The organism is Mycobacterium intermedium (genome assembly GCF_002086275.1).
Classification (GTDB): Bacteria; Actinomycetota; Actinomycetes; order Mycobacteriales; family Mycobacteriaceae; genus Mycobacterium; species Mycobacterium intermedium.
Map to the genome: position 1 here is coordinate 15,605 of NZ_MVHT01000030.1, position 13,441 is coordinate 29,045.

Annotated in this window: 5 protein-coding genes, 1 pseudogene and 2 riboswitches; of the genes and pseudogenes, 3 read left to right on the forward strand and 3 right to left on the reverse strand. The window is 61.8% G+C overall.

All coding sequences use genetic code 11. From position 1 onward, the window contains the following. Positions 1 to 700 precede the first annotated feature (700 nt). Positions 701 to 2,356 (forward strand): NERD domain-containing protein, encoded by a 1,656-nt coding sequence (locus tag BST27_RS12755; protein WP_069420674.1) that lies wholly within the window; start codon positions 701 to 703, stop codon positions 2,354 to 2,356. Between the two features lie 19 nt (positions 2,357 to 2,375). Here the strand turns inward: BST27_RS12755 and BST27_RS12760 are convergent, their stop codons facing one another. Continuing rightward, the gene (locus BST27_RS12760) at positions 2,376 to 3,263 is read right to left on the reverse strand and encodes a Helicase associated domain protein (protein ID WP_069420673.1); all 888 of its coding nucleotides are present in this window, start codon (positions 3,261 to 3,263) and stop codon (positions 2,376 to 2,378) included. 163 nt (positions 3,264 to 3,426) lie between these two features. Then, positions 3,427 to 3,533: riboswitch (SAM riboswitch) on the forward strand. Between the two features lie 29 nt (positions 3,534 to 3,562). Between BST27_RS12760 and BST27_RS12765 the strand changes: the two genes are divergently transcribed. Next, positions 3,563 to 4,252, forward strand: a complete 690-nt coding sequence (locus tag BST27_RS12765) for an ankyrin repeat domain-containing protein (RefSeq protein WP_139805134.1) — start codon at positions 3,563 to 3,565, stop codon at positions 4,250 to 4,252. Between the two features lie 94 nt (positions 4,253 to 4,346). Next, positions 4,347 to 5,810 (forward strand): ADP-ribosylglycohydrolase family protein, encoded by a 1,464-nt coding sequence (locus BST27_RS12770; RefSeq protein WP_069420671.1) that lies wholly within the window; start codon positions 4,347 to 4,349, stop codon positions 5,808 to 5,810. 209 nt (positions 5,811 to 6,019) lie between these two features. Here BST27_RS12770 and BST27_RS12775 read toward each other — a convergent pair. Further along, a pseudogene (locus tag BST27_RS12775) lies at positions 6,020 to 7,040 on the reverse strand (metallophosphoesterase). Between the two features lie 35 nt (positions 7,041 to 7,075). Beyond that, positions 7,076 to 7,186: riboswitch (SAM riboswitch) on the reverse strand. A 74-nt stretch (positions 7,187 to 7,260) separates the two neighbouring features. Further along, on the reverse strand, positions 7,261 to 13,356 hold the full coding sequence (locus BST27_RS12780; protein ID WP_232007360.1) for a DEAD/DEAH box helicase: 6,096 nt from the start codon (positions 13,354 to 13,356) through the stop codon (positions 7,261 to 7,263). Positions 13,357 to 13,441: the final 85 nt, after the last annotated feature.

Here is a 13,441-nt window from a genome sequence, read left to right on the forward strand (position 1 = left end):
TCGTCAAAGGCGGTTTCATAAGTCATTGCTTGCGCCATCCCTTCTCGTCTGGCCAATGTGTATAGCAGCGGTGTACGACAAGTCGTACCTGCCTCCGGCAGATGGGCGAACGGGTCTGCTGCACGATCGGGTGACGATTACGGTTACGCGACATGACCTGCCGGTGTGGCCATGATTGCCTCCAATTCGACTGTGGTCAATCGTCCGAGGCCAATCTGACGACGTCGCCGTGGAGGTGCGCTCGATTTAGGTGAAGATAGCGACAAAGATTTTTCACGGGTTCCCATCGGCGGCGGTCTAAGTCGTTGTTCTGCAGCAGGGCAAAGAAGCACTCCATGGACGCGTTGTCACCGGCCGCTCGAACACTGCGCATGGACCCAACCATGCCCGAGAGGCCCAGTGACACGACGAACTGGCTACCGCGATCGCTGCGCGGGTGTTTGGCAAACATGTCACCAAGACCAATACGCTGGAATCGTGATCGCCTCGTTCGCGTGCGGGTTGTCGGAGCGCGATGTTGAATCGCCCTCGCCGATGCGCTGGGTGATCAGGTCGCGATCTCGAATCGACTGTCTGCCAGATTTGTCACCGCGGCGTAATTCAATCGTGCAATGGAATTAGCTGAGATTCTGAGCGCGACGAGCGGCAGTGACCAAGCACCCCACGACCGCGGCGAATGAACGACAGGGGTGCAGGACCGATGATCCCTTCGAGCGAAACCCCTCGCCTTGGCAACGAAGCCGAACGCAAGGTGTACCGAACCCTTCAGGAGCAGCTCCAACCGGACGATCTGATCATCCCAGGCCAGCGGGTCACCGACCACCTGAAAGACCACGAGGTGGACTTCGTCGTCGCAATCGAGGGCGCCGGCATTGTGTGTCTGGAGGTCAAGGGCGGTGAGGTCTGGCACGACGGCAAGACCTGGCGGCAGGGGAGTCGGGGTCACGACCACGAGATTGATCCTGTCCGGCAGGCACGCGAATCCTGCTATGCCCTGCGCGAATTCGTCGAGAGCGATGACCGCTGGACCCAGGGCCGGTTGCGCTGGGATCACATGATTGTCCTGCCGAATGTCGACATCGCCGACGACTTCGCGTTACCCGACTGTCCGCGCTGGAAGGTCATCGACCGCACCGACCTCCGGCAGCTTGTCGACAAGCTGAAATCCGTCCTCATCCGCCAAGAACTTGACCGGCCCTTGCTAACGGCTCAGGGCATCGCGCAACTCGCAGAAGCATTGAGTGGCAGGGGTTTACCGCAGCGCAGTGTTGTTGCCCGCGCCCTCGCTCATCAGGACACCGCGGACGCGCTGACCGAGCACCAGGCCGTCATCCTTGATGCGATCCAGTTGCTCAACCGGGTCGAAATCCGCGGGGGAGCGGGCAGCGGCAAGACGTTTCTGGCGATGGAGCAAGCCCGCCGTCTGTCGGCAAAGGGACAACGTGTTGCCCTGCTGTGCTACTCCCACGGATTGGCGTCCTACCTGGAGCGTGTCACCGCCACCTGGAAGCGTCGGCAACAACCGGCTTACGTCGGCGAATTCCACGCACTCGGTATCCAGTGGGGCGCACCCGAAGGACCGGATGAATCGATACGCACAGACGAGACGGTGCGGTTCTGGGAGCATGAGCTGCCGCACCAAATGACCGATTTGGCAACGCAACTCGAGCCCGGCCACCGGTTCGACTCGATCGTCGTCGACGAAGCCCAGGACTTCGCCGATGCATGGTGGGATCCGCTGCTGGCCGCCCTCGCCGACGAGGAAACCGGAGGCCTTTACATCTTCACCGACGAAGGGCAGCGTGTATTCAACCGGTTCGGTTCGCCACCGGTGCCGCTGGTGCCGCTGCTTCTCGACCACAATCTGCGCAACACTCGACAGATCGCGACGGCGTTTCAGCCGTTGGTTGATCATCCGATGCGTTTTCTGGGCGGAGACGGGCCGGCCGTCAAGTTCGTGCCGTGTTCGCAGGAAGACGCGATGAACGTCGGCGACGACGAGGTCGAGTTGCTACTTGAGCAGGGGTGGCGCCCCGAAGACGTCGCCCTACTGACCACCGGCAGTCGCCATCCCGAACAGAAGGAACGCCAAGCTGCCGGCAACGCCGCCTACTGGGACAGCTTCTGGGACGCCGAGCAAGTCTTCTACGGCCACGTCCTCGGGTTCAAGGGACTCGAACGCCGCGCTGTCGTGCTGGTGGTGAACGAGGTGTCCGCGTTCGAGCGCTCCCGCGAGAGGCTCTACGTCGGTCTCTCCCGCGCCCGCGACCAACTCGTGGTGTGCGGTGATCCGGCGTTCATCCGCAAGGTCGGGGGACCGGATCTCGCTCACCGGTTGGACATTGCCTGGGCCTAGCGCCACCACCGGCGCGCACTCAGGCAGGGCCTGCCGTCCTAGTTCTTGTCTTGGAGCGGGTGTTCCGAGCCCAACTCCAACCGGGCAACTTCTCCAGCCGAGCCGCCTTCTTCGGATCGAGCAGGTCGCGTGCGAAGAGTTGGCGCTGTTCGGCAACCCATGCGCCGAGTCCGTCACCATCCGGGGTTATGTATGCGCGCGGAACCCGAGCGGCACCATGCTTGTTGACGTAGGCGCGTAGCTGATTGAAGTAGCGTTGCCACTCATCAGGGTGGACGGCCGGTTGTACCGGGAGCCATCCGCCCGTGCTCGAACCTGTCACGCTGATGTCGTCCTTGAACCACCGCTCGTGCGCGGGAGGTATGTCGTCGGCCTTGACCAGGATGTCTTCGCTCACCGCGCGCAGCAGTTGGCGCTTCAATTTTTCGTCGGACCGGTTCCGGGTGACGGCTTGGTTCTCGAACGAGACGTCCTCGACAAAGCGGTCGATCATGTCACGGAAACGGTCCTCGAGGCGATGGTCGCCCAAACAGTCAGGATTACGGCGGACGAAGTCGACAACGGGGTCGACCGAGCGGATCATCCTGACCAGGGCCGCTCGGCTCTCGTTCATCAACCTGTTGACGTCGCCAATATAGAAGTCAAGGTTTGCCCGCGGCGCGAGGTTGTTCAGGTTGAATCCCAGCACCTGCGCGATCGCGAGAGCTTCGCCGAGCCTCGGCTCTCGCTGGCCGGCCTCGATCCGGGTGATCGCCGACGTGTCGAGCTTGACCCCCGCCTCGCTGAGCCGGTCCGACAGCTGCTGCTGGGTTAGATCGGCCCTTAGCCGGGCAGTTTTCGCCCGCTCGGCGAACGTGCCGCCCAACTGGTCGTCATCTTCATGAGAGCGCCCGTCCATGTGCTGCATAGACACAGCATACAGGTCGCTGTTGCAGAAACAATTGCAGCAGAGTACTGTGTCACAACAGGACCAACTGCAACAGAGCAGTAATGCTGTTGAAAGTGGTTGCAAGAGAAGCCGTCTTTTCATTGACACCAGCTTGTCAGTGCTCCGCTTTAGAATGGCCCTGCTGCGTGAGACGCCGTCGGCAAGTTCCGACTAGACGGTTCGCCAACCCTCGTGGGTGGCTCGGATGACGAAGCGGCCGACGTTAGACGACGTCGGCGAGAGGGCCTCCGCAGTGAGGCATGAGAGAGGAGGACCCCATGGACGCTTATTCCGAGATTATTCAGGGCGCGCGAGTGTGGCAGGGCGTGTTGGACACCAACGTCATGGCCGACGACTTGGTCAAGGCGGGCCATCGACTGGCCGACGCTGCGAAAGTCGGCAACTGGCCCGAGGTGATGAAGGTGCTCGACAGTGAGTGGAGCTGGTTGGTCATCAACCAGTGGCGCCCGGGAGGACCCAGCTGGTTCACAGTCCTGCACCAAGCGGCATGGCACGGCGCACCCACCGATGTGGTCGAGGAACTCCTCGAACGGGGTGCCTTGCGGTCCCTTCGAGACGCGAAGGGGCGAACGCCTTTCGATGTGGCAGTCGCGCGCAACCGGACGACGAATTTGAGGGGACTGCTGCAACCGCCACGGTCGTCGCTGACCGATAAGCAGGTCCGAGCGCTCGACGCACGGCTCGCCAAGCTTATCGACGGCCGCATTAAAGGGCGCGTGTACGAGGGCGACTTGCGAAAGGTGCTGCGCTACCCGCCGGTCGAGATCCTCCAGGAGCTTCCCGGTCAGCGAGTCTGGTTTCCCATGCCCGCCAAGTACGGGTTCCACATCGAGCTGCAACGGGGCGGTCTTGAGGTCAAGAGCTGGTGCGGCTTCGTTGAGAGGTCGGGCCAAGCCCACCTTGTGACGCCCGAAGGGTCCGTTCTGGTCGATCAGGGATTCGTCTGAACGCCGGATAGCGATAGTCCCGACTCACCGGACGGTACGTCCGGGCTTGACCAAACTCAATTCCGCGATGACTCGCGGGTCTAAGGAGGTAATCATGACTTTGACTGCTGCACAACGTGACCGCGCCTGCGGCACCCTGCTGGGTATGGCCGCCGGGGATGCCCTCGGCGCTGGGTACGAGTTTGGGCCCTCGCTGGCCCCCGACGTTCCGGTGGAGATGATCGGCGGCGGGCTGGGCGCCTTCGAGCGGGGCGAGTGGACCGACGACACGTCCATGGCGGTCCCGATCGCAGAAATCGCCGCCACAGGGGCGGACCTGCGCGACGAGCAGGCCCAAGACTACATCGTGCGCCGCTGGCGCGAGTGGGCGCAAGCTCCGAAAGGCATTGGTAATCAGACTCGTTCGGTGCTCTCTGCGCTCGGAAGGCAGGGGATCTCTGCGAAATTCGCGCGTGAAGAATCCGCGGCCTTGCACAAGCGCACCGGACACACGGCCGGCAACGGCTCGCTGATGCGCACCGCGCCGGTGGCCCTCGCCTACCTTGCAGACGAGGAAGCCCTGGCCGAAGCGGCCCGTGGGCTCAGCGACCTCACACACCACGACCCGGACGCGGGTGACGCCTGCGTGCTCTGGTGTTACGCCATCCGCCACGCCGTCCTCACCGGGGATATCGATGCGCGGATCGGCCTGGACCGGCTGGACGCTGCGCGCCGCGACCTATGGGCATCACGCCTCGACGAGGCCGAGGCATCACCGCCTTCGCACTTCGCAGCCAAGAACGGCTGGGTGGTCGCCGCGTTACAGGGTGCGTGGTCTGCGATCGTGAATACACCTGTCCCGGCTGACGATTACACTTCCGGTGCATTCCGCGCCGATCATCTGCGGCTAGCATTGGAGGACGCCGTGCGCGGCGGTCATGACACCGACACCGTCGCCGCCATAGCTGGTGGGTTGCTTGGCGCCGCGTACGGAGCATCCGCGGTTCCCTCGCGTTGGCGGCTACTGCTGCACGGCTGGCCAGGATTGAGGACGCGCGGTCTGGTCAAGTTGGCGAACAACATCGTCGACAAAGGACAACCCGACACGTTCGATTACACCTACCGAGGATTTCCGGAAGCCCGTCAACCTGTGCGCCATCCCTACGACGAGAAGGTGTGGATCGGGGGCGTCGCCGCACTGCGAAGCCTGCCCGAAGAAGTCGATGCGGTTGTGTCGCTGTGCCGGGTCGCAGATGAACACCTGCCCGTGGGTATGGAGCACCTCGACGTCCGCCTCGTCGACGCAGAAGGCGAGAACGACAATCTCGATTTCGTGCTACTCGACACCGTGCGGGCGATCGAGCAGTTGCGGGCCGCGGGCCGTACCGTATTCGTTCACTGTGTGCAGGCGTACAGTCGTACGCCCACCATCGCCGCTGCGTACGGAGCTTGCAAACGGGGCGTCGGTATCGACGAGGCGTTGGCTGACGTGGTGGCGGTGCTGCCCGGTGCCAACCCGAATCCTGAGTTCCGCAAAGCGCTCCGAGGGTGGCACCCGAAGGCGTGCGGCGGATCGTGAGCAGCGACTCTCACTATTGAGTGGTCGGGACGACGCGGCAGGGAGGTGCCCAACGCCGGCACCGTAAGTTGTCCGGACACTGAGTTCCGGGCACACCGGTGTCGGCAGGGGCCCTTCCCGCCAGCGGTGTCATTCGGGGAAACTGTGGTGATGGCGAACCCGACTTTGGCGTGCGTTTGCAGCCTCGGCCGGGTCCGTCATCGATCTTTTTAAGCGTCGGTCGGCTGGCTCTGACGTGGGACCGACACGAAGTGATCCCGATCGATACGCGCCTCACCGGACCATCGATAGGCGGTCAATGCACCACCCTTGACCGCGCTGAAGTCGACACACGCGGTGAAGTCAGTCCAGTCTCGTCGGTGCGTAGGCGGCCCCTGGCGCCAATAATGGCCGTAAAACACGGGGATTTGCTCGGTGTAGAGGTGAGGTTGGTGCTCGGGGGACAGTGGCGTGTCCGGCAATGGCGGGTACGGCGCGCCGTCGGCGGTGCGGAATCCTCCACCCATCTCGGCGATCTCGCGCAATGTCACGGGTCCGTCGTGCCACCAACGCACCCGGGCACGGTCACGGGGTTCTCCGTCCTTGTCGTGATAACGAGGATGTCCGTGGTCGGTCAGGCTTATTTCGGGCCCCTTCAGCAGCGTTTCCACCGCTGTGTAAAGCGGGTCGCCCTTGGCGGATGCGCGCACCAGCTCTTCCGCGGTAGCGAATCGGTCGCCGCCAAGTTCCTCGGTGACAATGGCAATCGAACTGCTATGCCAGCACGCATGTACCACCCGAAGTTCACCAAGATCCAGCCACAGCGGCAGTGACCAGAACCATGCCAGGTAGTACTTGCGGTCCTCCCCGGTGACTTGTTTGAGGAATTCTGCGTGTTGACGCTCGTTCTTGGCTGACTTCGGGTCGCTCGGATCATCGTGGGGGCGAAGGTATTTCCCTGATCCCGGGGGCCACTCGGTGTCGTAGGCCAGTGCGTTGAACTCGTGGTTGCCCAGAACCATCTGGGCGCTGCCGGCGTCGACCATGGCCTTCACCGTTTCAAGGACTCGAAGTTGCTCGGGTCCGCGGTCGATCAGATCACCGACAAAAATTGCTGTCCGGTCTGGGTGGCGAAAAGGCGTCGCGGGTGCGAGTTCTTCTGTAGCCCAATGTGTCTAGCAGGGCTTCCAGTTCGGCCGCGCACCCGTGGACGTCGCCGATGATGTCGTAGCGTTTTTGCGAACGCTTCATTCTGCACTCCCTCTGCGCCCACTACGGGCGCGCACTCGACGCTCTTATCCGCACCGGTTGGGGCGGACCGCTTCGTCATCCGAGCCACCCATGAGCCTTGGGGTTGGCGCACCGCCAGTCGGAGCTTGAGGCGGTATCTCTTGAAGCAACTTCAGATTACGACGAGCCACCGACAAAAAGGCTGCGCAAGCAGTCGCAGGTGGTGGCGCCCAAGGCGCTTCTAATCTGGAGTTCCCTCTAAGCGCTCGTTCAGGAACTCAATGAGTGACGAGTTCAAAAGCGGCGCCTTCAGGCCACCCTCAGCCTGGCGGGCCCATTGTTTCTTCGCCCGTTCGACGACAACCTCGTGCAACTGATCTACTCCGATGAGCATCCCCCGCGTCAAGAGGATTCGTCCGTGCTGACGGGCCTCGCGGCGAGTTGGCGGGCGCATGGCAGAACACGCAGGGCACAACCAGAGGGCCTGACGTTCCTGGCGAACACACTGCTTGCAAATTGCGACAGAGCAACAGTCACACCCAACCAGGCCGTCGACGCAAGCGTCGCACACCCGTGCGTGACAGTAGGGGCATTGCCCCCCCTCAGGGCCGAAATGCCCCTCGCGGTCGATCATGCCGCTGTCGAGTGGCACTTGGGTCGTATAGCTGACCTGCCGCCCGTCCGTATCGCCGGGCATTAACCGTGCCTCGTGTCGCCAAGGACGGCCACCTTCCACGCTTACCAGTTGTTCGACGCGGACGCCGATCGTCAGCGACCTGCGAGGCTCGGATTTCTTCGTCCGTTGTTCCAGCAAGGTCCTGAGCTTCGGAGGTAGTGTCCACAGCTCGGGCACCCGCACTTGCGCTGTCGGCATCCACGCTCTTAATGCCTTGGCAGTCGTGTCTTGCAAGCTGTGTCGCGCGGCGGATTTGGTGATGCCTATTGGGTGTAAGTCGACAGAGACACTTGTCGCGTTTAGGACCGTTGAGAGCCTGACCGCCTTGGGATCGACAAAATCGTCGACCTCATCGGCATCTTCAAGGCCGAGCGAGCGGGCCAAGGTGGTAGCTAGCGGAGCCTGCGGTGAATCCGAGACTACGTACCACTTCACACTGTCGTTCGAACGAACACCAAGTGCGAACAATGTTGCAATACTGACGATTGCGGCTTCGGCAAGGTCGGTCGTGGCATACCCACGCAGGCGTGGGGATGGGTTCCACGCTTCAGCAACCCAGGACAAGTCTTTGTCGGACGTCTCCCACGCCACCACATTTTCGCTGACACCGGCCTCGGTCAACGTGCGGTCGATGAGCCCATAATCGGTGACCGCGACGTCGTGTCCGACACGATTCCATTGCAGCACTAGGTCGAAGACTTGAGGGCTCTGCGCGCGGCGTTTTAGCTTTCTAACTTTCCGCGGAATCCCTTCGATGGCTTTAGGCGGATTGGCTATCGGCTCGAAATCCTCTGCAATCAAACGTGTGATGTCGCCCTCGGGTGAGGTGAACCAACGTGTATGGCGCCCATGTAAGTCGATTTCGTCAACCGACCAGGAAGCGTAGACGTACCGTTGTGACTGGACCAGAAGGTGCGGCACATCGATGGGCGCCTCAGGGTCGAGGGTCTTGACGACTGGCTTGACTTGGACTCCGAGATGCCGGGATGCGGCCAGCTGCAGCTTGTACGCATCGTCGATCGTGTATTTACCGAGTACGACCCACCGCTCAACATTGCCATTGCGAACGATTGCTTGTTCGATCGCGTTACCTCGGTTGATGAGGACGGTCGTTGCATTTGTATCGAAGCCGACGAAGACCGTGGCTCCCTGCACCGCGAGTTCCGTTGGAAGATCGTGTAACTGCTCATCGGTGGCAAGAGCCAACTTATCGCATGCCGGGCACAATAGATCGACACGGCAGCCTGCGCACATCTCGCGCTCGCAGACCCGACAGGGCTGTACGTCAGGGTCGCGGCCGCAGCCGGGACATGCTGCATCGTTGCAAAGAATGCATCGAACGTCCGGCACTGCGTGCTCCACCGATGCACACCGCCGGCACACCGAAGCGGAACAATGCGAACAAGACACCGATGCGCGATTACCGATTCCGTCGCAGGCGGGACACGCCCAGGTCTTGCAGGATTCACACAATGCCGATGCGCCTGCTGCGTAGAAGTGCCCGTCGCGGCAAACCCCGAAGTCACTTTGGCGTTCGGCGATGTCGTCGAGCATCGGAGCGACCGGATGGCCGTCGAACATGCGATAGGTATGCGTCGCAGTTCCGTGACCGTGCCACGTCTCATGGACCTCGAAGCCGTTCTGGACGACTGCCGTGAACATCGGCTGGATTCGTGCCAGTAGGGCTCGGCCCAACTCTGTTGGCATCGCGTTGACCACGGGTCCACGCGGTAGGTGCTGACCTACACCCAACGTGGCCAATGATTCTGGTTGCGCAGGGACCAGGTCCAACTGGTCATTCGCGGGGGTAATCTCAGAAACCGGCTTGATCGTCCTGTCGACGAGTTGACACTCGGACGGTGTTGGAAACGGCTCAGCTATTGCCTGCGGTTCGTGCTGACGTTGGCCCACTCTTCCGCCCGGGGTACCGCATGAGCGCAGGATCTCGAACCAGGCGAACTGCTCGTTGACCGACGCCCCATCGGGAAGCGCAATCCACTGCTCAGAAAAGTCCCCCTGGGCTTCGTCCTGAGCGCGCACCACAACCGCATCATGTCTGCGTTCTACCGAAATTTGCAGGCCCGCGAACCGAGTCGCTGCCAGTACTTCGTCCTCCGGTGAGTGGTCCCGCCAATTTAACTGCGCAACAGACTCGTCTAGTATCTGCAGCATGTCGTCGTCGCCTACGACACTCACACGTCCGATCAGCCGGTCCGCTTCAAGGCAGATGTCGGTGAACGTGGAGCGACGGGTTACCACCACGGCCGGCGGGGCTGGGGGAGCGACTTCGGCGCGAAGTTTCTCAAGAAGCGCCGTCAACTTCAGAGCACCTTCACCGCTCACTGTGGGCGCATCGTAATCAGGTATGTCGTCAATGGCGTCACAGTCGAGAGCGGACCCGGCGCCGTGTTCGACCCCGAGTTCGACCGCGACAGTGCTAAGGCTCCGCAACAACAGCGTGTCTTGATTTGGGGAAACCGTCCGTTCAGTGTGGTCGTGAAAAACCAATCCACTGTCAGGAGGCAATTCATTACGTAATGCGTAAGAGCGCAACCGCACTCGATGCTGGTCATCGACATCTTCATCGCGCACGATCAGTTGGCGACTGGAACCGTCGGTGCGTACCAACTCAGCGAAGCGCTGGCCTACCAGCAGTGTCGTGTCGTCGTGCAGGCGCCACGCAATCGCAAAGCTGGTATCGCGTTCTGGTGCCCGGTTGGGCCAGTTGCACCTTAGGCATAGCCCGCCAGTCTCTGCCCTGCACGAGCCGCAAACCGACGAGTCGCAGAGAGGGCAGTTCGTGAAGATGGCGTCCTCGCCGCACGCGGTGCAGCGATCATATCCACACGAATCGCAATGGGTGGCTTCGGTTTCGTCGATCCAGTGGGCATCGGAACAAAGAGCGAGCACGGTGATGGGCTCACCGGAGGCGTCGCTTTCCACGAGTGGTGGCTCGGTCAGGCCCCATTCGTAGGTCAGGGTTCCTTCGGATCCACCAGGTCCCGTCCAAACCTCTTCGACCAGCCAATCATCCTCGTCAAGGATGACAGCTAGCATCTTGGCTCGCGCTCGAACGTCGGGTGCCCGTCCGAGGCGCTGCTCTTCCGAGGCTAGCGCTCGCCGCAGTCGGGTCTTATCTTCGTATGAAGCCTCGGCGATTTGCGCGTTGTAGCCCTTACGAATTCGATCGAGTTCAATTTTTCGCTCGCGCAGGATCTGTTCGGTGCGTTCTTGCCGTCGCTGCTCAAGTTGTTCGGTCGCCGCGCGCTGGAAGGCGGCGACAATCTCAGAGGGATCACCGAAAGCCGATGGTAGGCACTCGCCGTCCTGGAGCGGGCGCCGCGGTAACCGAATTTCGTTGTGGGCTCCAAGTTCCGCCGTAATGATGTGTTCCGTAGTCTCGGCCTCTCCGACGGTGGCCCGGAATGTCGCATTTCCGCTCCACGTGCCACTTGGAATGAGTCTTCGCCGAGCAAGGGTGGTGCTCTGTGCGTGCCGAAACGGAGTGGGTCCAGGGTCCTCCGGGATGACTGGGACGGTCGCGTGCATGTCGCCCCGTACCCGGAGGAGTCCAAGCAGTTCATCGAAGACAGGAGATCCGACAGCGCATAGCTCCGCATCGGGATGATGTTCCATGCCAAGGCGATCAAAGGCGATGTGCAGCAACGTGCGCCCGCCGAGTTCTTCGGCGAGCTCCTCGTCGAATTGGACGGTTAGGAAGGCGCCTTCGCCATCCCCGGTGTCATGGATTAGCTGCGCATCAAGTGCTTTGAGAACTCGTCGAACCCAGGCCTGCACTTTTCGCTGCCGTATGCGTGCACGTTCGGCGACCTCAGGTGCGAGTTCGTTGGATCCTGCCTTGGTCAGTCCCTTGCGATGCTCCGCGGCCGATGCCATCCAGCTGCTAAGACCGGAGTCGGCGGCAATGAGGGTCGAGGCGCGCTTGCGCGCGTCGACAAGTTCGGTGCCGAGCTGAGACAGCAAGCTCTGCATCCTCGTGTCGTCTGGGGCGAACAACGCTTCCAGGACCCGCGATTCGAACGTCGCTGACTTCGAGTCGTCGAGTTCGCCCAGGATGGTGGTCACTTGTCCGAACAGGAGCTCGAACATCCGAAGCTTCTCTGCCAGAAGCCGATATACGCTTTCGTCGACTGTGCTCCGCGCGTACAAGTTGGCGACAAAGACCTCGTCTCTGGGTTGCGTCAAACGGTCCACCCGGCCGATGCGTTGCTCGATTCGCATCGGGTTCCAGGGCAGGTCGTAATTGAGTACGCAGTTGCAGAACTGGAGGTTCTGCCCCTCGGCTCCGGCGTCGGTCGAGATCATAATGGGTGCCTCGCCCGACTTGAACGCAGCGATAGTCGCGGCCCGTTCGCCGGCGGACATCGACCCATGGAATGCGGTCGCTCGAAGGCCCTCGGCGCTAATGCGACGCAACAGGCCGGTCACCGTATCGGTGTGCTGGGTGAAAATGAGGACACGTCCGTGCTCGCGTATCCAGTCACGCGTGATTTGCAGAGCAGCGTTTTCACGCGCGGAACCCTGGATGTCCATCGCAAGGTGGCCAATCTCGTTCAACGCCTTGCGGACCCGCTCGTTGGAGTGTCGCTCAGCCATGCGCAGCGCTGTGGTCCCCATCGAAAACGGGCTGGCCGTCAGCCGTAACGCAAGACTGCGCCGGCGCATGGTGTCACCCGAGTCGCGCATCACGTTTCGAAGCAGATCGGTGCACAACGCGTAGAGTTCACGCTCGCGGGGGCCGAGGTCGATCGGCACATCGACCGGACGACGTACCACCCGGTCCACGCCGGCTTGAGCCCTGGTGGTGCGAATCATTGCGCTACTGATCAAGCGACGCAACGCTGCAGGATCATTCGGCCGTCGAGGGTCACCGCTGCTCATGTACTGGCTTTTGAAGGCACTTACCGAAGTGAATGTCCCTGGCCGCAGCAACTCAATAAGTCGGTAGAGCTCCAGCAGGTCGTTCTGGACCGGTGTGGCGGTCAGGAAGAACGCGTACCGGCAGGCGGTAGTCAAAGCGGTGATGAGTTCCCGCCTCTTCCGGGCGCCCGATCCTGCGGCGCGATGTGCCTCGTCGAGGATGACGATGTCCCACGGTCGAGCGGTCAACTTGTCGATGTTGCTAGTGGCCAACTGCAGGCTGAGGATAAGTTTGTCCTGTTTCTGGATCTCATGCCCGCGGTAGGCCACTTCAAAAGGGAGATCGAACTTGTGGTCCATCTCCTCTCGCCACTGATCACGCAGCGGCGCTGGGCACAACACGAGGACTCGCCTGGCGAGACCGCGAAGAGTTAATTCCTTGACGGCGAGGCCTGCCTCGATCGTTTTTCCGAGACCGACCTCATCCGCCAAGACGGCACGGCCGCGCAGTCTTGAAAGCGCATGTCGCGCAACGGCTTCTTGGTGTGGCATGCGATCGACGTTGGCGACGTCCACGGCGAGGAGTTCCTCGAAGTTGTCCAGGGTCGCCAGCTCTTCGCCCTGAAGCCGCAGTTCTACGAGTTCTAGTTCGTCGAATCCGGCTGCTTTGAGTTGCTCACCGAGTATCTTGCTGGCCTCGGTGAGGAAGCCGACGGTCCGTCTGTTGCCCGGAGACAGACTCCAGTCATATTCGGTGTCTGCGTGGAATTGCCGGTCCACGGTTGCCCGCCGGCGCGCTGCCTTCTGCCCCGCTGGAGTCTTCGGCAGCGGGGGACGTTGAATAAGGGGCCTCTGAATGTGAATT

Bases quoted from the DNA above. Each gene is read 5' to 3' on its own strand.
- BST27_RS12755 (WP_069420674.1), top strand. From the start codon at position 701: ATGATCCCTTCGAGCGAAACCCCTCGCCTTGGCAACGAAGCCGAACGC.
- BST27_RS12760 (WP_069420673.1), bottom strand. From the start codon at position 3,263: ATGCAGCACATGGACGGGCGCTCTCATGAAGATGACGACCAGTTGGGC.
- BST27_RS12765 (WP_139805134.1), top strand. From the start codon at position 3,563: ATGGACGCTTATTCCGAGATTATTCAGGGCGCGCGAGTGTGGCAGGGC.
- BST27_RS12770 (WP_069420671.1), top strand. From the start codon at position 4,347: ATGACTTTGACTGCTGCACAACGTGACCGCGCCTGCGGCACCCTGCTG.